Source organism: Paraburkholderia sp. Ac-20347 (genome assembly GCF_017104805.1).
GTDB lineage: Bacteria > Pseudomonadota > Gammaproteobacteria > Burkholderiales > Burkholderiaceae > Paraburkholderia > Paraburkholderia tropica.
The window spans coordinates 1-21,909 of the sequence record NZ_JAAGPN010000040.1 but is presented as its reverse complement, the minus strand read 5'-3'; the positions used below and the strand labels follow the sequence as shown (position 1 = coordinate 21,909).

Genomic DNA, 21,909 nt, shown 5'->3' with positions numbered 1-21,909 from the left:
CGGCCGCGCCATCCGTCTGAATGAGAATCACAACGTTTAACGCATCGAATCAAGGAAAAAAGCATGCAGAGCTACGGTATCGCCCACGTTTGGGCGCAAGGGGATTTCGTCACACGCGGCATCGCGCTCGCGCTGTTGATCATGTCGGTGCTGTCGTGGTGCGTGATCGTCATCAAGGGCTGGAACGTCGCGCGCCTCAAGCGCCTCACGAAGAACGCCGAACAGCAGTTCTGGCACTCGGACGACCTCGCCGACGGCGTGAAGAAGCTCGGCACCGGTACGCCTGAAGACAACCCGTTCCTCGCGCTCGCGCTGTCGGGCCAGGAAGCCGCCGATCATCATCACCAGACGCAACCGCATCTGCATGACCGCATGGACGTGTCGGACTGGGTCACGCGCTGCCTGAAGGACACGATGGACGAGTCGGTCTCGAAGATGCAAAGCGGCCTCGCGATCCTCGCCTCGATCGGCAGCACGGCGCCGTTCGTCGGTCTGTTCGGCACGGTGTGGGGCATCTATCACGCCCTGCTGACGATCGGCGCGACGGGCCAGACCTCGATCGACGCGGTCGCGGGTCCGGTCGGCGAAGCGCTGATCATGACGGCGTTCGGCCTGTTCGTGGCGATTCCGGCGGTGCTCGGCTACAACGCGCTCACGCGCGCCAACAAGTCGATCGTTGCGAAGCTCAACCGCTTCGCGCACGGCCTGCACGCTTTCTTCGTGACGGGCGCGCGCCTGTCGTCGACCACGGCGAAGAACGGCAACCTGCGCGTCGCCGCACGCAGCCACTAATTCGCGGAGGCAGCAAACATGGCGATGAGCCCCTTTGCCAGCGACGACGACGATGGCCTGATGAACGAGATCAACATGACGCCGCTCGTCGACGTCATGCTGGTGCTCCTGATCGTTTTCATGGTGACGATCCCCGTGATCCGTCACGCCGTGAAGATCGACCTCCCGCACGCCAGCAGCGTGAAGGAAGACACGAAGCCCGCGCAGATCAACGTATCGATCGAAGCGGACGGCACGGTGCTGTGGGACGGCGATGCCGTGAACGACGACCAGCTCACGGCGAAGATCGCGGCAGCCGCGCAGCAGCAACCGCAGCCCGAACTGCATCTGAACGCCGACCGCAAGGTGCAGTACGAAAAGGTTGCGCAGGTGATGTCGGCCGCGCAGAGCGGCGGTCTGACGAAGCTCGGTTTCGTGACCGATCCGGCGCATCACTGATGCACTGATCTTCGCATCGTCGCAAGACGAAACGAAACACAAAAACGCGCGGCGCGATTTGCCGCGCGTTTTTGTTTTCAGGCCGTGTTTTCAGGGCCCAAAAGTAAAAGGCCTTCATCGTCAGATGAAGGCCTTTTTTCGTGCGCACGCGGCGCATTCGGGCGGTGGCGACACTCCCCGACATTCGATCGGTTCACATCGGCACATGCGACTGCCGTGGTCGACACGGACTGCGCGTTCAGCCCTGAAGGCTCACTATGATAGCGGCCATCGAATCCCGCTCAAGACCGGTGCTTGGCGAGACGGCTTCAATATAGGCCTCTCGCTGCACGCCTTCAAGACTTCGCCCATTGAAAGTAACGATTGCCGGCCGCGCTTAAATGCCAAAAGGCAAAGACGTGACAGACGCGCGGAAGTTCGCAAAGCTTCGATCGCCTTGAAGCGTCGCGCGCCTCAAGCCGTTTCGATATTGCTCGGCGACTTCGTGCGCGGCAGGCCGCCGGTCGAGAGCGAACTGCTCGGTCCCGGATTGCCCTGCCCCGCCTGATTCTGCGCGGCGAGCGCGGCGATCTCGCTGCGAAGCGGACATTCCTGCTGAAGACTCTTGTCGGCGTCGAGCACTTCGACGAGGTAATCGACGAACGCGCGCACCGCGGGCACCATGCCCTGGCGCGAGAGAAACACCGCGTAAAGCTGCGGCACCGGCAGCGTCCAGCCCGGCATCACCGGCGAGAGCTTGCCCGAACGCAGCGCGGCGCCATACATCATCTCCGGCATCGCAGCGATGCCGAGGCCCTGCAAGGCGGCTTCGCGGATCGTCGTGAGGTCGGCGCTGATGAGACGCGGCTCGTGTTCGTGCGCGTGGCGCGTGCCGTCCGGCGCGATCAGATGAAACACGTGTCGCCCGTCGCTCGTGGGCGTGTCGAGCGTCTCGAAGCGGGACAGATCGTCGGGCGTGAGCGGCGGCGCGTTCTGCGCGAGCAGGCTCGGCGCGCCCACCAGCATCTGCTCCGTGCGCCACAGCGGACGCACCACGATGTTGGCGTTCTGCGGCGGTTCCGAGCGCACGCGCAAGGCGATATCGACGGAATCCTCGAACAGATCGATCACGCGATTCGTCACGCGCATCACCACCCGCACTTCCGGGTAGCGATGCATGAACTCGGGAATGATCTGCGAAAAGATGGTCTGCGAGAGCGTGACCGGCACGCTTACGCGCACCGTGCCGCGCGGCGAGGAACGCAGCGACTGCACCACGTTCACGGCGGCCTGCGCTTCGGCGAGCATGGCGCGACAGTGCTGATAGAACAGTTCGCCCGCCTCCGTCAGCGCGAGCTTGCGCGTGGAGCGCTGCAACAGACGCACGCCGAGCGACGACTCCAGCTCGCTCACGCGCCGCGACAGGCGCGACTTCGATATGCCGAGCACCCGTTCGGCCGCCGAGAATCCGCCGTGCTCCACCACCTGCGAGAAGTACATCAGGTCGTTCAGGTTGTGCGAATCGATTTTCATGTCGTCGTTCCAGCGATGGGACAATCCATTGCGATCAGGCGGTCAAACAGGCCAAATCGGCTACCTATAATAGCGGTTTGTTTCGCATATCGCGCAATTCCCATTTTTCCGAGGTGATATCCATGCCGGCCATCCGCTCGATCGAACGCGTCTTTCCCGCGGTTCGCACCACCGAGGGCGGGGGATTCATCGTCCACCGCCCGTTCCCCACCCGTCAGTTGATGGATTTCGACCCGTTTCTGCTGCTCGACGAAATGGGCCCCACCGACTACGCGCCCGGCGCCGCCAAGGGCGCGCCCGACCATCCGCACCGCGGCTTCGAGACGGTCACGTACATGCTCGCGGGCCGCTTCGGCCACAAGGATTCGTCGGGGCAGTCGGGCACGCTGAATCCGGGCGACGTCCAGTGGATGACGGCCGGTGCGGGCGTGATCCACAGCGAGATGCCCGATCCCGAGTTCACGCGCACGGGCGGCCGCATGCATGGCCTGCAGCTGTGGGTGAACCTGCCCGCGCGCGACAAGATGATCGCGCCGCGCTATCAGGAAATGCCGCACGCGAGCATTCCGCAAGGGCGCTCGGCGGACGGCAAGGCCACGGTCAAGGTGATCGCGGGCGAATCGCTCGGCGCGCAGGCGGCGATCGAGACGCGCACGCCGATCCTCTATCTGCACTTCACGCTCGCGCCCGGCGCGCGCGTCGAGCAGCCGGTGCCGCATGCCTGGAACGTGTTCGCCTACGGTCTCGCGGGCAAGGCGCTGTACGGCGACCATGCCGAGCCGATCGACGCGCAGCACATGGTGGCCTTCGCCGGCGACGGCGAGACGGTGACGATCGCCGCGCCCGCCGATGCGACCGAGCCGGTCGAAGTGCTGCTGATCGGCGGACTGCCGCTCAACGAGCCGGTGGTGCGCTACGGCCCGTTCGTGATGAACACCGAAGACGAGATCCGCCAGGCCGTGCTCGACTACCAGGCCGGCCGCATGGGACGCATTTCGCACTGAGGCCCGGTGAGGCCCGGTGGCCGGGAACGGGGGCGCAAGCCCCCCGCCACCGACGCTAACCCGCAGGCTCACGCGCTTTTTGTCACAATAAGGTTTCACTGGCCGCGCCTCGCCCGCCGCATCGCGGGCGCCGCGGCCGTTCTCCGTTCAACCGTTCCGTTAGCGAGAAGCGCATGACCGATTCCGTAGTCACCGCACACATCGGCTCGACCAACTATCAAGTCCAGTTCGACGACGGCACCCACACCTGGATCGCCGACGAACCGACCTCGCTCGGCGGCAGCGACCGTGGGCCCTCGCCCTTTTCGCTGCTGCTGTCGAGCCTGGGCGCCTGCACGTCGATCACGCTGAAGATGTACGCGCAGCGCAAGGAATGGCCGCTCGAAGGCGTGCGCGTGAAGCTGTCGATGGAAACCGGCAGCGCGGGCACCACGATCGACCGCCAGATCGCGCTTGAAGGCAATCTCACGGAGGAGCAGCGCGAGCGGCTCCTGCAGATCGCGAACGCGTGCCCGGTGCACAAAGTGCTCACGAATACGATCACGATCCGCTCGGGTCTCGTCGTCGCCTGACGGCGGCGCGCCCGGCGCACGGACATAGACACACAGGACGTTGCCTTGAATTTCGAACACCTTATCCAGATCAACGACCCGCAGAACCCGCTCGTCCTGCCGATGACGCGCGACCAGCTCTGGGAAGGCCTCGTGCTGCGCGCCGAGCAGCCGCAGCTGTTCGTGCTCGGCCTCGACGGCTGCACGATCCTCGCGCACGAAGCCAACACGATGGAGCGCGAGCTGCATTACGGCCAGGCCACCGTGCGCGACCGCGTGACGTTCACGCTCAACGAGAGCGTGCGCTACGACATCCTGCCGACCGCCGAGCACGTCGGCGGCTCGCTCACGATGACGATCGAGGAACCGGAGGAAGCACAGCTGTTCCTGCGCTTCGAGTACCGCACCACCCTGCCGGCCGCCGAGAACGAGGACGATCGCCAGACCTCGGAGATCGTGAAGTCGGCGTATCGCGAGTCGGATATCGACACCGTGCGGTTGATCCGCCAGTACGTGCAGGGGATGCCCGGCGAGCAGGAAGCGCCGCTGCATTGAGAATTTTGCGGATGCACGACGCGCGCGCGGGCGTTGCCGGGCGCGCGTCGACGTTGTTTTTCAAGGCTTATTTCACGCGCCATGCATAAAGCTATCGGCGCACGAATTCGATGAATTTATCGCAGTTGAAAATAGGAACGATTATCATTTAGAATTCATCCATCGAATCGAGACACACACAAGACGTCACGTTCATGACTGAATTCAACCGCTCATCGACACTCAGCCTGCGCCGCAACGGTTCCGCGCTGACCGGCTCGCGACCCGCGAAACCCGTCACCGCCGCCGCTGTCGCCCGCAAGAGTGCCGACACCGCCAGCACGGCAGCACCGGCCAGCAGCGAGCGAACGCTCGACAGCACGGCCCTGCTGCAAGGCCGAAGCCACGTGAGCATCCTGCACAACGGCGAGACGTATCAGCTGCGCGCCACGCGTCTGGGCAAGCTGATTCTCACCAAGTGAGGCAGGCAGATTTGTTGTAGTACCGAGTATTGTGGGGACCGCCTCCATCGAGAGGCGTTGGGCAGTAGCCAGCAACGACGGCTTGCACGCGAGATCTAGACCCCTTCGTGCAGACATCCTTCAAGCCAGCCGTCACAGCAAGCCAAGCCATTTTTTTGTTCTCACCTGTGATGACGGAGCGGCGCGCAAAGCGTGCCCGCCCGAGGCGAGCGCCGCGGCATGGTCCGCGGCGTTTGTCATTTCTATGGGGTATTTTTTTATGCCGCCTGGGGATGGCAGCCAGCGCTCGCCTGCTTGTTCGACTGTGCTGCTCGATACAGCGGCGATGCGTGAGCCGCGATTATAACCACAGCTCCGCTTCGCCGCGCGTAAACCCTGGCGGTTTGCTCGGTTACTCAGGTCAATCGTCGAGACGACTGCCAGAAAAATCCATCGGCAGCCCTAAGCGACGCCGGGCAAGACCGCGTGATCTCACTCGATCCCGAGCGCCGCAATGCCGGCGCGCGCGATCTCCGCGTCCTGATCGGACTTCACGCCCGACACGCCCACCGCGCCGATCACGTCGCCATTCACGACGATCGGCACCCCGCCCTCCAGCATCGCCGTGAGCGGTGCGCTCAGGAACGCCGTGCGGCCCTGGCGGATCGCCTCTTCGTAGAGCCGGCTTTCGCGGCGTCCGAGCGCCGCCGTGCGCGCCTTGCCGGGCGCCATCTCGGCGCTGATCGGCGGCGCGCCGTCGAGGCGGCGCAAGAACAGCAAATGCCCGCCATCGTCGACGACCGCGATCGTCACGTTCCACTCGTTCGCACGGGCGTGCGCGGCAGCCGCGTCGGCCACCTTCGTCACATCTTCTTCGGTCAGAACTGCTCGCGTTCGCATACGTCTCTCCGAAAAGTCAAAAACCGGGTGGCAAAGGCCAACCCGGTTTTCGAGATTAACATCCGACGGCGCGCGGCGACACGCTGATCCCGCATATAGCGGCCGCGCGCGATGAAGCGCTTAGTGAACGCGCGCCGCGATCAACGCGTCCAGCCCCAGAACATCAGCCACCACGCGCTGTCGACCACCGCCAGCGCGAGCGCGAAGCCCACGAAAGCGAGTCCGCGCTGCCAGAAACGCGCGCTGTAACGGCCCGTCACGCGCCACGCGAGCCACGCGCTCCACAGATTCGTGACGACGAGAATGCCGATGCGCACCTCGGTCGCCCAGTCGAGCGGCACGTGCTCGGCGCGCAGCAGCGAGAGCGTCGTGGCCGACAGGCCGAGGAACACGCCCGCGCCCGCGAGCGGAATCAGCGACTGCGCGAGGTGATGCAGGCGACGCATCTCGAAGCGGCCGAGCACCGCGCTCGACGCCGCGAGAAGCGCGAACAGCACCGTGCCGTAGATCAACCCCGTCGTCATGATGTAGCCGACGATCATGGTGCCGTCGAGCCACGAGAACACGTCGTTCTGCGCCGGATAGTGCGTGAGCAGGAACCACGGCGCGTTGGTGTCGAGCGGCCAGGTGATGTCGCGGTCGATCAGCCAGCCCGCGAGCCACTGCTTGATGTCGATGAACCACGGCGAGCCGGTCCAGTGGAACGCGCCGATCGCGATGCCGAGCAGGCCGTACAGAATCAGCGCCGTGTCCCAGCCGCTGGCCTGGCTGTCGCCGAGTTCGACCACTTCTTCCGCGGGCGAGCGCCACGTCAGCGCGATGGCGTCGCGGTGGCCGCTGCAGCGTCCGCACATGTGGCACTGCGCGGCGCCCTTCATGTTGCGCAGGGGCACGAGCGGCGCGCAGTTCACCGGAATCACGCGATGTCCGCCGTGTTCGCCGTGCGTGTACGAGTTGCGCCACGCGTCTTCGTCGACCTTGAAGCGGAACGGCGCGAGGCGCGCCAGAAGCGCAAAAACCCCGTTCACGGGGCAGAGGTATTTACACCAGACGCGCTTCTCGCGTCCGTATAAGAATCCGATGATCATCGCGCCGAGCGTCGATCCGCCCAGCACCAGCAACACCGCCTTCGGGTACTGGTAGACGCTCACCATCTGACCGTAGATGGTGGTCAGGCCGAAGGCCACGAACGGCCAGCCGCCCCAGCGCATCCAGCGCGGGATCGCCCAGCCGCGCCCGAACTTGCTGGCGAACTCGGTGAGCGCGCCTTCGGGACAGAGCACGCCGCACCAGACGCGTCCGAGCATCACCATCGAGAGCAGCACGAACGGCCACCAGATGCCCCAGAACACGAACTGCGCCGCGAGCGTGAGGTTGTTCCACAGGTGCGCCGTGTCGTCGGGCAGCGGCATGACCGCGGGCACGAGAATCAGGAACGCATAGACCGCGACGACGACCCACTGCACGGCGCGGATAGCCGCACCGTGCCGTTGCATCCATTGGCCCGCCTGGGCCAGCTTGCCCCGCTTTTGCAGCGGCGGGGCCGATGCACAACTCATACTGCTTCCCTCATGCTGCTGTCCTTTTGGTCATGGCGGCGTGACGTCCACTCGCACGGCGCGCGAGGAACCATACCACCAGCCAGTACACCGCGTAAGCGATCAGGTTCATCAGCGCCGGATGCGCACGATAACCCGTGAGCGTCGCGACGAGCGAACCGAAGGTGCTCGAATCGTCGAGGATCGCCGACGAATTCCACACCTGGTCGACGATGGTCGGCAGGATTTCCTTGTCGATCAGCTTGTCGACGCCCGTCTGGAACAGGCCCGCGCCGAGGAACAGCAGCATGATCTCGGTGACGCGGAAGAAATAGCGCCACGAGAAGTACTTGCCGCCCAGCTGCAGAATATAGAACGTGAGGAACGCAAGGCCGAGACCGAGCAGCACGGCGACGTACTGGCTCGCGTCGACGTGGCCCGACTGACCGAAGCCGAGACCGTAGAGGAAAATCACCGTCTCGCTGCCTTCGCGCGCGATGGCCAGCGCGACCAGCACCGTGATGCCCCACCAGTTCGCATCGCGCGTGCTCTTCTCCAGCGACTCTTCCATCTCGCGTTTGAGCGTGCGGCCGTGCTGCTTCATCCACAGCACCATCTGCACGATCAGCACGCAGGCGACCAGCACCATGCCGGTCTGGAAGTAGTCCTGGGCGTCGCCCGAGAGCACTTCGGTGAAGCCCACGAGCGCCGCGCCCAGCGCGATCGCCGCGAGAATGCCCAGACCCACGCCGGCCCAGAGATACGGGAGACCGCGGCGCGCGTCGGCGTCGCCGTTCTTCAGCCACGCATACAGAATGCCGACCACGAGCAGCGCTTCCACGCTCTCGCGCCAGACGATGAACAATACCTGACCCATTCCTTGGCTCCTGCCGCCGGCACACGCGCCGGCCGCGTTCTTCACTTCATGACGATGACGGCTTCTGGCCGATCGAATCGCATCACTTCGCGACGATCACACCCTGTGCCTGCTGATGGAAATCGTCGAAAAACTTGTACTCGCCCGGATCGAGCGGCGCGATCACGACGAACGAATCCGCGCCCGGCGCCAGCACTTTTTCCTTGCGCAACTGGACGCTCTCGAACTCCGCCGCGCCCTTGCCCGTGTTACGCACCTCGATCTTGATGCGCTTGCCCGCCGGCACTTCGATGCGCGCGGGGTTCAGCTTGCCGTCGGTCATTTCGAGCTTGAACGTCGGCAGATCCTCGGCGTGCGCCACCGTGGCCACGCCCGCCAGCGACGCTGCAAAAGACGCGCTGAGCGCGAGCGCCGCAAACTTGCGAATTCCGGTCATTAGTCTTACCTGCTCCTTCGTGTCCTGTGCGCAACGGCTGCGCGCGACTCGGGGTCCTGCTGAATGCTTCGCGACGCGGCCCGCGCAGCGTCTGACGCGCGCGGGCCGTATGCGGGTTTAGTAACCGCCCTTCTTGCCGATGCCCGCGAACGGGAAATCGTATTCGATCGTGATGGGCTTGAACCACGGGCCCACGCCGGTTTCCTTGTCGACGTGACGGCCGAACGCCATGTGGCCCGTCTGCATCGGCGCTTCGACGATCAGCTTCAGGTGGTACTTGCCGGGACCGGCGAGCTTGACGTTGTCGCCGTAATGCGGGCCGTCGTTGGCGACCATCGGCATCAGATCGCCCTTTTGCACGTAGCTCGAACCCGGCTTCGAGAGTTCGTAGTGGACCTGCAGATACGGCATCCAGTCGCCTTCGGCAAAACCGGTCGGGTTGTTCTTGACCGCGTGGATGTCCGACTCGAGGTGGATGTCCGAGTCCGACGCCTTGCGCATCATGCCTTCCGGCTCCATGGTGATCGGCTGCAGATAGACCGCGCCGATTTCCATGCCGCCCTGGATGGCCTGCTTGCCGATCGGGTATTCGGCCGCCTGGGCCGAGAACGCCGCCGCTGCGGCCGCCATGACGACGGTGCCGCGCACGATAGATTGGATCCGCATCGAAACTCCTGATTTTTTTATGAGTGGTACCACCGAACCGACAACGCGCATCAACCTGAAAATGTTAATGCGAACAATTCTCAATAATGGCGGAGTTTAACACCGAAGCCAGGGCGGAACAATTTGTGAAACCCAGAAAACCCCATCGCAACAGGGTTTTAGCACCGTTGCACACTTTAGCTTAACGGCACCTTACGGACGGATCTGTATCTAATTTCACGGCCGCTCAGACCGAAAGCCAATCGCAGGATTGCGCGAGGAAAACACCGAAACCGGCGCAAGCCAAAAAGAAGGCGCGCGGTCCACTACCCCGCGCGCCTTCGCCGTTTTTCCCGCGAGCCCGTCGCCGGGCGCCACGATCAGGCCGGATGGTCGCCCACATTCGCCCCGAACACGCGCTGGCGTAGCACGGCCAGTTGATCGCGCGTCTGCGCCGCCTTCTCGAATTCGAGGTTCTTCGCGTAGTCCATCATCTGCTTTTCGAGCTTCTTGATTTCCTTGGCGAGCTGCTTCTCGGACATATCCTCGAACTTCGCGCGTTCCTGCTCCTCGCGCAGCTCGGCGCGCGCTTCGTCCACGTTGTAGACGCCGTCGATGATGTCCTTGATGCGCTTGACCACGCCGCGCGGCACGATGCCGTGCTCTTCGTTGAAGGCCATCTGCTTCGCGCGGCGGCGTTCGGTTTCGTCGATCGCCTTGCGCATCGAGTCGGTGATGCGGTCGCCGTAGAGAATCGCCTTGCCGTTCACGTTACGCGCCGCGCGCCCGATCGTCTGGATCAGCGAGCGCTCGGCGCGCAGGAAGCCTTCCTTGTCCGAGTCGAGAATCGCCACCAGCGAGACCTCGGGAATATCGAGGCCCTCGCGCAGCAGGTTGATGCCGACCAGCACGTCGAACGTCCCCAGACGCAGATCGCGGATGATCTCCACGCGCTCGACCGTGTCGATATCGCTATGCAGATAGCGCACCTTCACGCCGTGATCGGCGAGGAACTCCGTGAGCTGCTCGGCCATGCGCTTGGTCAGCGTAGTGACCAGCACGCGCTCGCCCGCCGCCACGCGCTCGTTGATCTCGCCGAGCACGTCGTCGACCTGGGTGGACGCCGGGCGCACCTCGATCACCGGATCGACGAGGCCCGTCGGCCGCACCACCTGCTCGGCGATCTGACCCGTGACGCGCTTTTCGTAATCGGCGGGCGTCGCCGACACGAAGATCACCTGGCGCATCTTGCGCTCGAACTCGTTGAACTTGAGCGGCCGGTTATCGAGCGCCGACGGCAGACGGAAACCGTAATCGACGAGATTTTCCTTGCGCGCGCGGTCGCCGTTGTACATGCCGTTGAGCTGGCCGATCAGCACGTGCGACTCGTCGAGGAACATCATCGCGTCGGGCGGCAGATAGTCGACCAGCGTCGGCGGCGGCTCGCCGGGCATCGCGCCCGAAAAGTGTCGCGAATAGTTCTCGATGCCCTTGCAGAAGCCCAGTTCCTGGAGCATTTCGAGGTCGAAGCGCGTGCGCTGTTCGAGGCGCTGCGCCTCCACGAGCTTGCCTTCGGTGTGGAAGAACTCCAGCCGGTCGCGCAACTCGGTCTTGATGGTCTCGACGGCGCGCAGCACGGTCTCGCGCGGCGTCACATAGTGCGACGACGGATAGACCGTGAAGCGCGGAATCTTCTGGCGCACGCGGCCGGTGAGCGGATCGAACAGTTGCAGCGTTTCCACTTCGTCGTCGAAAAGCTCGACGCGCACGGCCATTTCGGCGTGCTCGGCCGGGAAGATGTCGATGGTGTCGCCGCGCACGCGGAAAGTGCCGCGCTGGAAATCCTGCTCGTTGCGGCTGTACTGCATGGCGATCAGGCGCGCGATGACGTCGCGCTGGCCAAGCTTGTCGCCCTGGCGCAGCGTGAGAATCATCTGGTGATACTCGGACGGATTGCCGATACCGTAGATCGCCGACACGGTCGCGACGATCACCACGTCGCGGCGCTCCATCAGGCTCTTGGTCGCCGACAACCGCATCTGCTCGATGTGCTCGTTGATCGACGAATCCTTCTCGATGAAGAGATCGCGCTGCGGCACGTACGCTTCCGGCTGGTAGTAGTCGTAGTACGAGACGAAGTACTCGACGGCGTTGCGCGGAAAGAACTCGCGGAACTCGGCATAGAGCTGCGCGGCGAGCGTCTTGTTCGGCGCGAACACGATGGCCGGACGGCCGAGGCGCGCGATGGTGTTCGCCATCGTGTAGGTCTTGCCCGAGCCCGTCACGCCGAGCAGCGTCTGGAACGAGAGGCCGTCGCCCACGCCTTCACAGAGCGTTTCGATGGCCGTCGGCTGGTCGCCGGCCGGCAGATAGGGCTGATACAGCTGGAACGGCGAGCCTTCGTACTGGACGAATTTCGACTCGTCGAGCGCGGGCGCGTCGGCCACGGAATGGTCGGACATGGGTGACATCCTGTGCGCGGAGCAAACAACTATTCTAGCGTCTCGCCCGATCTTGCCGGGGGGCGAGCCTTGGGGGCGCTTGCGGGGTTGTCCGGGCGGCGCGGCAGGGACGCGGCGTGCGTTCCGGAACCGTTATCGTCGTCGGCAAGGGGCAAGCGAAGATCTGACAGGAAGAACAGATGGGGCGTCGCAGCCGCCGCTGCAAGGGCCGCGCCGCCCGCTGCGGCGGAAATTCAATCGCAGGCGCGGCCGCTGCGACACCAGGTGAGCATCAAATGGCCCCGCTGGCGTCGCAGTCGGCGGAAATACGGCCTGCGGATTCGTTACAATAGCGAGCTGCGTGGCCGGCTGCCGGCGCTCGTCGTTCGCGAGGAGCGCGCCAAAGAAATCCCGAATTTGCCGAAATACCGGCGGATATGAGCAGCGTGTGGTCCACCGAGCTTCTCCCTTCACTTTTGCCGAACCATCATGTCCCTCTTTTCCGCTGTCGAACTCGCCCCCCGCGACCCGATCCTGGGTCTGAACGAAGCCTATAACGCCGACGCGCGCGCGACCAAGGTGAACCTCGGTGTGGGCGTGTACACCAACGAGGACGGCAAGATTCCGCTGCTGCGCGCGGTGCGCGATGCGGAAAAGGCCCGCGTGGAAGCCGGCCTGCCGCGCGGCTATCTGCCGATCGAAGGTATCGCCGCCTATGACGCGGCCGTGCAGAAGCTGCTGCTCGGCGACGACTCGCCGCTGCTGGCCGCGGGCCGCGTCGTCACGGCGCAGGCGCTGGGCGGCACGGGCGCGCTGAAGATCGGCGCCGACTTCCTGAAGCGCGTGAACCCGAACGCCAAGGTCGCGATCAGCGACCCGAGCTGGGAAAACCACCGTGCGCTGTTCGAAAGCGCCGGCTTCGAAGTCATCGCCTACCCGTACTACGACGCGCAGACCAACGGCGTGAACTTCGAAGGCATGCTGAGCGCGCTCAACGGCTACGCCGCGGGCACGGTCGTCGTGCTGCACGCGTGCTGCCACAACCCGACCGGCGTCGACCTCACGATCGACCAGTGGAAGCAGGTGATCGAAGTCGTGAAGGCGCGCGAGCTCGTGCCCTTCCTCGACATCGCCTACCAGGGTTTCGGTGACGGCATCGCCGAAGACGGCGAAGTCGTGCGCCTGTTCGCCGCTTCGGAACTCAACGTGTTCGTGTCGTCGTCGTTCTCGAAGTCGTTCTCGCTGTACGGCGAGCGCGTCGGCGCGCTGTCGATCATCACGAGCAGCAAGGAAGAATCGACGCGCGTGCTGTCGCAACTCAAGCGCGTGATCCGCACGAACTACTCGAACCCACCGACGCACGGCGGTTCGGTGGTCGCCGCCGTGCTCGGCTCGGCCGACCTGCGCGCCATGTGGGAAGCCGAACTCGGCGAAATGCGCAACCGCATCCGCGCAATGCGCACCGGCCTCGTCGAGCGCCTGTCGGCGGCCGGCGTCGACCGCGACTTCAACTTCATCAACGTGCAACGCGGCATGTTCTCGTACTCGGGCCTGACGGCGTCGCAAGTCGACCGCCTGCGCGAAGAGTTCGGCATCTACGCCGTGAGCACGGGCCGCATCTGCGTGGCCGCGCTGAACACGCGCAACCTCGACGCCGTCGCGACCGCCGTCGCCGCCGTGCTGAAGTAAGCGTGCCGAAATAAGCGATTCGCGTCGATGCGCCGTTTTCGGACGGCGCGTTGACGTGAAAAGAAAAAGGCGTCCGTTCGCGAGAACGGACGCCTTTTGTTTTGGCGCGGACGATTGCGCCTGCCTGAGCGCAAATCGCGCGTTCAACCGTGCCCGCGCATGTCGCGATGGATATCGTGCGTGACGAAGCCCGAGTCGTTATCGGGTTTGTCGAGCCAGCCCGGTTGCCCGAGCGACGCGCGAATGTCCTGCAAGCCGCTCGTCCAGTGCTCGCGCATCGTCGAAATGCCGAACTGGAAGTCCTTGAAGTGCCCCTCGTACTCCTTGTGCCGGTAGATCAGGTGGATCACGTTGTACTTCTTCGAGCACGAGAGTTCGTCCGCCAGTTCGACCCACATGTCCTCCCGATGCTCGGGCGCGACGCGCTCCAGCACCTCGCGCAGCACGTGCCGGAAACGCTGCGAGCGTTGCAGCATGTCGGTGACCATCCGCGTGCGGCTCGAATACTGGATGTCCTTCATGCGGCCCTGCACGTCGGTGATGTTGTCGGGCACCGGACCGCGCGCGCTCCATAGATCGACCTGAAACGCGAGCGTGTCGCGCCGCGGCGTGGTCTGAATGACCTCGTAGAGCGGCGTGTTCGACATCAATCCGCCGTCCCAGTAATACTCGCCGTCGATCTCCACCGCCGCGAAACCCGGCGGCAACGCGCCCGACGCGATGAAATGCTCGGGACGCAGCGTGGTGGTCGTGTTGTCGAAGTAGACGAAGTTGCCCGTGCCCACGTTCACCGCGCCTACCGAGACGCGAATCTCGCGCGAATTGATGCGATCGAAATCGCAGAGCCGTTCGAGCGTGGCCTTGAGCGGCGTGGTGTCGTAATAGCTCGCCTTGCCCGGCTCGCCCGCCGCCGTAGGCAGCGGCGGCGGAAAGCGCGGCGTGAAGAAGCCCTTCTGCCCTTCGATCACCGCGCCCGCCGCCTGCAAGGCCGTGAAGCTCTTGCGCACGGCGTCGCCGGAATTGAACAACGCGTGCTCGATGAAGGCCGGCAGCGGCGGACTCCACGCGGGCTGGCAGATCGTCTCCCAGAACTCGCGCAGACGCGCCACGCGATGCTCGGGCGCATTGCCCGCGATCAGCGCCGTATTGAGCGCGCCGATGGAAATACCCGCGATCCAGTTGGGCGCAATGCCCGCCTCGAACAGCCCTTCGTACACGCCCGCCTGATACGCGCCGAGCGCGCCGCCGCCTTGCAGCGTGAGCGCGACCGTCTCCCATTGCTCGGAGTCGCTCGAGCAGCGCGAGACGCGCGGCTGTGCGCCAGGTTGGGCATTCGTGGCGGCGCGCACGCCGGTCGCGTCGTCGACGGCGCTCGACTGCGCCTGCCCTTTCTTGCGTTGCGCCATGACCGGCCCTCCGCGTTACTGCATGAACCAGCCGTGGCTCACCACGAACGACTGCCCCGTGAAGGCCGCCGTGGGGAATGCCGAGAGGAACAGCACCGTTTGCGCGACGTCCTCGACGGTCGTGAAGATGCCGTCCACGGTGCCGCCGAGCATGACGCGCTTGACCACTTCCTCTTCCGAAATGCCGAGTTCCTTGGCCTGCTCCGGAATCTGCTTTTCGACCAGCGGGGTGCGCACGAAGCCCGGACAGACCACATGCGAGCGCACGTTGTGCTTGCCGCCTTCCTTCGCGAGCACGCGCGCGAGACCGAGCAGCGCATGCTTGGCCGCCACGTAGGCCGACTTGAGCGGCGACGCTTCGTGCGAGTGCACCGAGCCCATGTAGATCACCACGCCGCCGCGGTCGTCCTTGTACATGTGCTGGAGCGCGGCCTTGGTCGTGAGGAACGCGCCGTCGACGTGAATCGCCTGCATCTTCTTCCAGTCGGAGAACGCGTAGTTCTCGATGGGATTGACGATCTGGATGCCGGCGTTCGAAACGAGGATGTCGATCGAGCCGAACTCGGCGGCCACACGGTCGATGCCCTGATTCACGGCGTCTTCGTTGGTGACGTCCATGGCCACGCCGATCGCCTTGCCGCCCGCGCCCTTGATCTCTTCGGCGACGGCGTCGGCGCCGCTCTGGTTAAGGTCGGCGATCGCGACCGCCGCGCCCGCCTGGGCGAGCGTGAGTGCGATCTGCTTGCCAATACCGCTGGCCGCGCCGGTAACGACCGCGACCTTGCCATCGAGCTTCGAATTCAGAGTGAGAGACGACATCGAGCACCTCCAGGAATGGGAACAACGACGTAGAAGAGATGAGACCTCGACGCGCGCATACCGTCAAACCTGTCGAATGGCTTAAGCGTTTTCCTGCATTTGTCCTACGCCATCCGGCCGGATGTTGCGCCGCGGCCAACCGCGCTATTGTGCATGAAGCCGCGCGTCGCAAGCGTCGATCTGGACAAGGCGGCACAGGCTTGCCGCAGCGCACCGTCAAGCGCCGGCGTGGCGGCGGTTCGACCGCTCATGCGATCCGGCTGCTCAACCGCTTGCACAATGCAGCGCACGCTCAGCGCGTGCCGCGCGATCGTGCTAACTTGGCGAGCTCAACAAGGAGGCGTTCATGAACTATCGGCGACTGGGCCGCTCGGGCCTGCAGGTTAGCGAACTGTCTATCGGCTCGTGGGTCACGTACGGCAATCAGGTCGATCGCAATCTCGCGCGCGAGTCGCTCGCCGCGGCGCGCGATGCAGGCGTCAACTTCTTCGACAACGCCGAGGTCTACGCCGGCGGCAAGTCCGAGGAAATCATGGGCCAGGCGCTCAAGGAACTCGCCTGGCCGCGCGTGAGCTACGTGGTCTCCACCAAGTTCTTCTGGGGCTTGAACGAAGCGCCCAATCAGTACCACACGCTCAATCGCAAATATCTGCTGAACGCCATCGACGAATCGCTCAAGCGGCTGCAGCTCGATTACGTCGACCTCGTGTTCTGCCACCGCCCCGACCCGAACACGCCGGTTGAAGAAACCGTCTGGGCGATGAGCGACATGATCACGCGCGGCAAGGCCTTGTACTGGGGCACGTCGGAATGGAGCGCGGAGGAAATTCGCGCCGCGTGGGAAATCGCCGAACGGCATCATCTTCACAAGCCGGTCATGGAACAGCCGCAGTACAACCTGTTCCATCGCCGCCGCGTGGAAGACGAATATCGCCGACTGTACGAAGACATCGGCCTCGGCCTGACCACGTGGAGCCCGCTCGCCTCGGGGCTGCTGACCGGCAAGTATCGCAGCGGCGTGCCGTCGGACAGCCGTGCGCAGTTGCAAGGCTACGACTGGCTGCGCAAGGAAGTCACCGACGCGGACAAGAACGCCATCGTCGGCAAGCTCGCCGACTTCGCGAAGGAACTGGACTGCACGGTCGGCCAGCTCGCGCTCGCGTGGATCCTGAAGAACCCGCACGTGAGCACGGTCATCACGGGCGCGTCGCGCGTCGAGCAGATCGGCGAGAATATGAAGGCACGCGACGTGGCCGAAAAGATCACGCCCGAAGTGAAGGCGAAGATCGAGGCGATCGTCGGCGAGCATTACGAATAAGGCGGCAGCTCAGCCATTGCGCGAGGCCGCGCTGCACGACGCTGTACAATACGCGGCCTCGCCGGCATGCCTCGTTCTCGAAGCACGTGAAACGCCGCCGGCGCGCATCGCCAGCGGCGCGTCCCGAAAGAACTTGCTCGAAAGAAGCTCTCGAAAGAACCTGAGCGCCGCCGTTTATCGTTTCACCGCCATTGGCGCGCAAGTACGCGCGCCGGTCGCCACCTTCCTCGCGTCCGCCCCAACATGCTGAGCTACCGCCACGCCTTCCACGCCGGCAATCACGCCGATGTCCTCAAGCACGCCGTCGTCGTGCAACTGCTGCATTACCTCGGCAAGAAGGACAAGGCCTACTGGTACATCGACACCCACGCGGGCGCGGGCGCCTATGCGCTGCGCGAGGGCTACGCGACCAGGAACGCCGAATTCGACACGGGTATCGGCAAGCTCTGGGGCCGCAGCGACCTGCCGCCGATGCTCTCCGATTACGTCGACGAAGTCGCGGCGCTCAATCCCGACGGCGATCTGCGCTTCTATCCGGGCTCGCCCTATCTCGCGTGGCGTCTGATGCGCGAGCAGGACCGCATGCGTCTGTTCGAACTTCACAGCACGGAAATCGACGTGCTGCGCCATCGTTTTCACGACGCCGGCCGCCGCGTGATGATCTACGCGGGCGACGGTTTCGACGGCATCAAGCCACTTCTGCCGCCGCCGCCGCGCCGCGCGCTGGTGCTGATCGATCCGTCGTACGAGGACAAGCGCGATTATTCGCGCACGATCAAGTGCGTCGAGGATGGACTGCAGCGCTTCGCGACCGGCACCTACGCGGTCTGGTATCCGCAGGTCACGCGTCCCGAATCGCAGCGCTTTCCCGAGCAGCTCAAGCGTCTGCAGGAAAAGAACTGGCTGCACGTCTCGCTGTCGGTGAAGCGTCCGCCGCACGATGGTTTTGGTCTGTTCGGCAGCGGCATGTTCATCGTCAACCCGCCGTACACGCTGGTCGCCGCGCTCAAGGAGGCGATGCCCTGGCTCGTCAAGACGCTCGGCGAGGACAGCGGCGCGCAATTCAAGCTCGAATCGCGCGGCGACTGAAGTCCGGCGACCGAAGTCTGCCGATTGATGTCCGGCAATTTCATGCGGCATGCCCGTTCGCGGCATGCCCACTCACGCTATCCCGCTGCTTAACGCGCCTGATCGTTACTGCTACTTATTGCGCAGGCGCGTACTGCTGCTGCGCCGGCCGCGGTCGCGGCGGCCGCCCGCCCCCGCTGCCCGGCACTTCCACATACGGCGCGACGATGATCGGCTGCTGATTATTGGCATCCAGCGACGGTAGCTGCTGCATCGGCACCATCTGCGACTGGCCGAGCGGCGCATTCTGCAACACGATGCCCTTCTGGCCGTCGCTGATCCCATGCTGCGTATCGAGGATCAGCGGCTGCCCCGCCTGCGCGCCCGCGCTGGTCACTGCGCCAAGCGTCACGAGTGCAAGCGCACACACGGAATGGTGAAAAAAGCTGACTGGCGCCATGAACGTCCCCCGGTAGAAGAAAGCGACTCCACTGTGTTGTCGGCTTGTCGCAAAAAAGACTTTACCTTACCGCGGTGGGAAGGCTGAGACTGCCTTCATCGATGCGTTTCAGACACAGGATCGCGGGAGCGCCGGGACACGGGACCGCAGAAATGACAAAGCCCCGCCAGTGCGGGGCTTGCGACAGCGCAGATTGCCTGCGGCTGCTTACAGCGAGTAGCCGTTCGATTCGAGCGAGCGGATACGCTGTTCGAGTTGCACGATGTCCGACGAGGAAGCGAGATACGCTTCGCGGCGACGACGTTCGGCAGTTTCAAACCAGGTGCTCAGCTTTTCAAGAAGGTACGCAAACATGATGGTGTTCTCCAAGGATCGGTCGTATCCCCGGTGGATTTGCATCAGGGATTACCCTCGTAAGGGATAACCCGCATTATAGCGGTTGCACCTGACTTTACCAGTGAATTGCTCGAATGCGGTGCATTCCAATCTGGAATGATGCGCCGCGCGCATTTGGCAACTTAATGATTTATCGACACTTTTCGAGGATGGATCGGCGCAGGCCGCAGCCGGATGGCGTTTTTAGCACCGACATGGTGCAAACAACCCGCCCAGATGCGCCGGTTGCGACAATTTGCCTGCGCGGGTTGCACCTCCAGTTGAAGCGCTCAAGCCGCGCCAGCCTGCGCCACCGGTTCCGGATCGGCGAGGCGCTCGATGATCGGACAGTCGGGCCGGTCGTCGCCGTGGCAGTGCGCGGCCAGATGGCGCAGCGTGTCGCGCATCTGCGTGAGTTCGGCGATGCGCTGATCGAGTTCAGCCACATGCTCCATCGCGATGGCCTTGACCTCGGCGCTCGCGCGCGAGCGGTCGTGCCAGAGCGCCAGCAGGCGGCGGATATCGTCGACGAGAAAGCCCAGACGCCGCGCCTGCCGGATGAAGCGCAGCGCGTGCACCTCTTCCATGCCGTACACGCGGTAGCCCGATTCCGTGCGCGCCTTGGGCGCGAGCAGGTCCACGCTCTCGTAGTAGCGGATCATTTTCGCGGTGACGCCCGAGGCGCGCGCCGCTTCGCCAATGTTCATGCTGCTCTCCTGCCGAATGTTCATCGATGCTTCGATGCTACACCTTCCCACGATGGGAAGGTCCAGCGCTCGCCGGCAGTCCCGCCGATGAGCGCCTGGCCCCCACTGGCATAATCCGGCACAGGCCGCATATGTCTTTTGTCTCCTCCGTTCCGTTCACTCAGCAAAGGAAAACATCATGATCCAGTTCAACGTCGAAGGCATGAGCTGCCAACACTGCGTCGACGCCGTCACGCGCGCGATCCACGAGCAGGACGCCGCCGCCAAGGTCCAGATCGACCTGGCCGCAGGCCGCGTGAGCGTCGAGTCGACCCAGAGCGCCGACGTGCTCAAGGCCGCCATCGACGAAGCCGGCTACACGGTCAAGGGCACGGCGGCCTGAGGCCGGGCGCGCCATGTTCAAGGTCGCCGTCATCGGCGCGTCCGGCCTGCTCGGACGCGCGCTCGTGCGCGAACTCGACACCGAAACCGGCTGGCAGGTCGTGCAGACCGCGCACAGCCGCGTCGGGCCGCGCCAGGTCGCGCTCGACGTGCGCGATGCGCAGGCCGTCGCGGCCTTCGTCGCGCGTGAAGCGCCCGATGCCATCGTGATCGCGGCCGCCGAGCGGCGTCCCGATGTCTGCGAGCACGATCCCGCCGCGGCGCGCGCGCTCAACGTCGACGCGGTGCGCAGCATCGCCACGGCGGCGAAAGCGCGCGGCGCGTGGGTGCTGTCGATCTCCACCGATTACGTGTTCGACGGCACGCAACCGCCGTATTTGCCGGACGCCGCGCCGAATCCGCTCAACGCCTACGGCCACAGCAAGCTCGAAGGCGAGCGCGCGCTGCTCGATGCGAGCGACGATGCGCTCGTGCTGCGCCTGCCGCTGCTGTACGGGCCGATCGTCGACTGGAACGAGTCGGCGGTCACGAGCCTCGTGCCGCCGATCCGCGCGGCGGCTCCGTCGAGTGCGAACGCCACGGCCAAACCCGCGCCGATGGACGCGTGGGCCACGCGCTATCCGACCTTCACGCCCGACGTGGCCGTCGTGATCCGCGAACTGCTCACGCGCTGCGCGGATGGCGAGGCTGTGCGCGGCATCGCGCAATGGTCCGGCGACGAGCCGATGACCAAGTACGACATCGCGCAACGCATCGCGCGCGCGCTCGGGATCGAGGCGCAGTTGATCGCGCAGACGCAGCCCACGGACGCGACGCCGCGTCCGCGCGACTGTCATCTCGATTCGGGTCGCCTCGAAGCCCTCGGCATCGGGCGGCGCACGCCGTTCGACGCGGGCATCGGTGCGGTGCTCGATGCCTTCGAGCGCGAGCACGCGGACAAAAACTGACCACAGCGGCGATGCACGCAGCGCGGCCCTGGCTGCCAAGCGCGCATCGCCCTCTCCTCTTTTCTCCCGTCGGCAAACAACGCTCAGTGGAAATTGCGGCTTTCCGTCGCGAGCCGCCCGAGCAGACGGCTGTGATCTTCGAGCCGATGCGCGACCAGGTGCACCACCTCGCCCTCGCGCTGCACGACGCCCGCCACCGCCAGTAGCGACGCCCCCAGCAATTCCTTGCGCTGCGACTCCACGAGCGCGGCGTGCACGATCACGTTGACCGAGCCGGTTTCGTCCTCCAGCGACACGAAAATCGTGCCGTTCGCCGTGCCCGGCCGCTGCCGCACCGTGACGATGCCGCACACGCGCGCGAGCATGCCGTGGCGGCAACGCGCGAGTTGCGCCGCGCTGCGAAAGCGCTGTTTCGCGAGCCCTTCGCGCAGCAGTTCGAGCGGATGGCGATTGAGCGTGAGACGCAGGCTGGCGTAATCGGCGACGATCTCCGCGCCTTCCGAGGCGCGCGGCAAGTCGAGCCGCGCCTCGGCCACGGGCGCGTCGCGCAGCAAGGCCGGCACCGCATGCTGCGCGGTCACGGCCCACCACGCCTCGCGCCGATGCCCGG

General features: G+C 64.8%; 24 protein-coding genes. 11 read left to right on the top strand and 13 right to left on the bottom strand.

The window, feature by feature from the left end; translation table 11 throughout:
- Positions 1 to 63 precede the first annotated feature (63 nt).
- Entirely contained in the window at positions 64 to 792 is a 729-nt protein-coding gene (locus G3N97_RS10810) for a MotA/TolQ/ExbB proton channel family protein (RefSeq protein WP_176080984.1), read from the top strand.
- An 18-nt stretch (positions 793 to 810) separates the two neighbouring features.
- Positions 811 to 1,230 carry a biopolymer transporter ExbD gene (locus tag G3N97_RS10805; RefSeq protein ID WP_205993199.1) on the top strand — a complete coding sequence of 140 codons (420 nt, stop codon included), beginning with the start codon at positions 811 to 813 and terminating at the stop codon, positions 1,228 to 1,230.
- 453 nt (positions 1,231 to 1,683) lie between these two features.
- Here G3N97_RS10805 and G3N97_RS10800 read toward each other — a convergent pair whose 3' ends face one another.
- On the bottom strand, positions 1,684 to 2,742 hold the full coding sequence (locus tag G3N97_RS10800) for a LysR family transcriptional regulator (RefSeq protein WP_205993198.1): 1,059 nt from the start codon (positions 2,740 to 2,742) through the stop codon (positions 1,684 to 1,686).
- Between the two features lie 122 nt (positions 2,743 to 2,864).
- Between G3N97_RS10800 and G3N97_RS10795 the strand changes: the two genes are divergently transcribed.
- The 4 genes from G3N97_RS10795 to G3N97_RS10780 all read left to right on the top strand — a co-directional run bounded on the left by G3N97_RS10795 (position 2,865) and on the right by G3N97_RS10780 (position 5,313).
- Complete coding sequence (locus tag G3N97_RS10795) at positions 2,865 to 3,746, top strand: pirin family protein (RefSeq protein ID WP_065061377.1); 882 nt, start codon at positions 2,865 to 2,867, stop codon at positions 3,744 to 3,746.
- A 173-nt stretch (positions 3,747 to 3,919) separates the two neighbouring features.
- Positions 3,920 to 4,318 carry an OsmC family protein gene (locus G3N97_RS10790; RefSeq protein WP_205993197.1) on the top strand — a complete coding sequence of 133 codons (399 nt, stop codon included), beginning with the start codon at positions 3,920 to 3,922 and terminating at the stop codon, positions 4,316 to 4,318.
- Between the two features lie 45 nt (positions 4,319 to 4,363).
- Positions 4,364 to 4,852 (top strand): SRPBCC family protein, encoded by a 489-nt coding sequence (locus G3N97_RS10785; protein WP_205993196.1) that lies wholly within the window; start codon positions 4,364 to 4,366, stop codon positions 4,850 to 4,852.
- 194 nt (positions 4,853 to 5,046) lie between these two features.
- On the top strand, positions 5,047 to 5,313 hold the full coding sequence (locus tag G3N97_RS10780) for a hemin uptake protein HemP (protein ID WP_205993195.1): 267 nt from the start codon (positions 5,047 to 5,049) through the stop codon (positions 5,311 to 5,313).
- A 471-nt stretch (positions 5,314 to 5,784) separates the two neighbouring features.
- Here G3N97_RS10780 and G3N97_RS10775 read toward each other — a convergent pair whose 3' ends face one another.
- The 6 genes from G3N97_RS10775 to uvrB form a co-directional block, all read right to left on the bottom strand.
- The gene (locus G3N97_RS10775) at positions 5,785 to 6,192 is read right to left on the bottom strand and encodes a heme-binding protein (protein ID WP_065061373.1); all 408 of its coding nucleotides are present in this window, start codon (positions 6,190 to 6,192) and stop codon (positions 5,785 to 5,787) included.
- A 140-nt stretch (positions 6,193 to 6,332) separates the two neighbouring features.
- Positions 6,333 to 7,751 carry a 4Fe-4S binding protein gene (locus G3N97_RS10770; protein WP_205993194.1) on the bottom strand — a complete coding sequence of 473 codons (1,419 nt, stop codon included), beginning with the start codon at positions 7,749 to 7,751 and terminating at the stop codon, positions 6,333 to 6,335.
- Positions 7,752 to 7,761: 10 nt separating this feature from the next.
- The gene (locus tag G3N97_RS10765) at positions 7,762 to 8,607 is read right to left on the bottom strand and encodes an FTR1 family protein (protein ID WP_205993193.1); all 846 of its coding nucleotides are present in this window, start codon (positions 8,605 to 8,607) and stop codon (positions 7,762 to 7,764) included.
- 82 nt (positions 8,608 to 8,689) lie between these two features.
- Positions 8,690 to 9,043, bottom strand: a complete 354-nt coding sequence (locus G3N97_RS10760; RefSeq protein WP_065061371.1) for a cupredoxin domain-containing protein — start codon at positions 9,041 to 9,043, stop codon at positions 8,690 to 8,692.
- A gap of 117 nt (positions 9,044 to 9,160) precedes the next feature.
- Positions 9,161 to 9,709 carry an iron transporter gene (locus tag G3N97_RS10755; RefSeq protein ID WP_205993192.1) on the bottom strand — a complete coding sequence of 183 codons (549 nt, stop codon included), beginning with the start codon at positions 9,707 to 9,709 and terminating at the stop codon, positions 9,161 to 9,163.
- Between the two features lie 359 nt (positions 9,710 to 10,068).
- A complete protein-coding gene (uvrB, locus tag G3N97_RS10750) occupies positions 10,069 to 12,150 on the bottom strand; it encodes an excinuclease ABC subunit UvrB (protein ID WP_205993191.1) in 2,082 nt (693 codons plus the stop codon).
- A gap of 468 nt (positions 12,151 to 12,618) precedes the next feature.
- Between uvrB and G3N97_RS10745 the strand changes: the two genes are divergently transcribed.
- On the top strand, positions 12,619 to 13,818 hold the full coding sequence (locus G3N97_RS10745; protein ID WP_205993190.1) for an amino acid aminotransferase: 1,200 nt from the start codon (positions 12,619 to 12,621) through the stop codon (positions 13,816 to 13,818).
- 143 nt (positions 13,819 to 13,961) lie between these two features.
- On the opposite strand, the gene G3N97_RS10740 is transcribed toward G3N97_RS10745, so the two are convergent.
- Together G3N97_RS10740 and G3N97_RS10735 are read right to left on the bottom strand one after the other, a co-directional pair.
- The gene (locus tag G3N97_RS10740; RefSeq protein ID WP_205993189.1) at positions 13,962 to 15,224 is read right to left on the bottom strand and encodes a patatin-like phospholipase family protein; all 1,263 of its coding nucleotides are present in this window, start codon (positions 15,222 to 15,224) and stop codon (positions 13,962 to 13,964) included.
- A gap of 15 nt (positions 15,225 to 15,239) precedes the next feature.
- On the bottom strand, positions 15,240 to 16,043 hold the full coding sequence (locus tag G3N97_RS10735) for a 3-hydroxybutyrate dehydrogenase (protein ID WP_183038243.1): 804 nt from the start codon (positions 16,041 to 16,043) through the stop codon (positions 15,240 to 15,242).
- Between the two features lie 346 nt (positions 16,044 to 16,389).
- Here G3N97_RS10735 and G3N97_RS10730 point away from each other — a divergent pair, with 346 nt between their 5' ends.
- Both G3N97_RS10730 and rlmJ read left to right on the top strand, forming a co-directional pair.
- Entirely contained in the window at positions 16,390 to 17,361 is a 972-nt protein-coding gene (locus tag G3N97_RS10730) for an aldo/keto reductase (protein ID WP_074986426.1), read from the top strand.
- 243 nt (positions 17,362 to 17,604) lie between these two features.
- The gene (gene rlmJ, locus G3N97_RS10725) at positions 17,605 to 18,450 is read left to right on the top strand and encodes a 23S rRNA (adenine(2030)-N(6))-methyltransferase RlmJ (protein ID WP_205993188.1); all 846 of its coding nucleotides are present in this window, start codon (positions 17,605 to 17,607) and stop codon (positions 18,448 to 18,450) included.
- A 115-nt stretch (positions 18,451 to 18,565) separates the two neighbouring features.
- Here the strand turns inward: rlmJ and G3N97_RS10720 are convergent, their stop codons facing one another.
- The 3 genes from G3N97_RS10720 to cueR form a co-directional block, all read right to left on the bottom strand.
- Positions 18,566 to 18,841: a hypothetical protein gene (locus G3N97_RS10720; RefSeq protein WP_346778048.1), complete on the bottom strand. Its 276-nt coding sequence runs from the start codon at positions 18,839 to 18,841 to the stop codon at positions 18,566 to 18,568.
- A 255-nt stretch (positions 18,842 to 19,096) separates the two neighbouring features.
- The gene (locus G3N97_RS10715) at positions 19,097 to 19,243 is read right to left on the bottom strand and encodes a DUF3563 family protein (protein WP_074986432.1); all 147 of its coding nucleotides are present in this window, start codon (positions 19,241 to 19,243) and stop codon (positions 19,097 to 19,099) included.
- 311 nt (positions 19,244 to 19,554) lie between these two features.
- Positions 19,555 to 19,971: a Cu(I)-responsive transcriptional regulator gene (gene cueR / locus G3N97_RS10710; protein ID WP_205993186.1), complete on the bottom strand. Its 417-nt coding sequence runs from the start codon at positions 19,969 to 19,971 to the stop codon at positions 19,555 to 19,557.
- Positions 19,972 to 20,146: 175 nt separating this feature from the next.
- Between cueR and G3N97_RS10705 the strand changes: the two genes are divergently transcribed.
- Both G3N97_RS10705 and G3N97_RS10700 read left to right on the top strand, forming a co-directional pair.
- Entirely contained in the window at positions 20,147 to 20,353 is a 207-nt protein-coding gene (locus G3N97_RS10705) for a heavy-metal-associated domain-containing protein (protein ID WP_205993221.1), read from the top strand.
- 13 nt (positions 20,354 to 20,366) lie between these two features.
- Positions 20,367 to 21,299, top strand: a complete 933-nt coding sequence (locus tag G3N97_RS10700; RefSeq protein ID WP_205993185.1) for an SDR family oxidoreductase — start codon at positions 20,367 to 20,369, stop codon at positions 21,297 to 21,299.
- Between the two features lie 83 nt (positions 21,300 to 21,382).
- Here G3N97_RS10700 and G3N97_RS10695 read toward each other — a convergent pair.
- Positions 21,383 to 21,909: OB-fold nucleic acid binding domain-containing protein (locus G3N97_RS10695; protein ID WP_346778047.1), on the bottom strand; the 527-nt coding region annotated here is incomplete at its 5' end.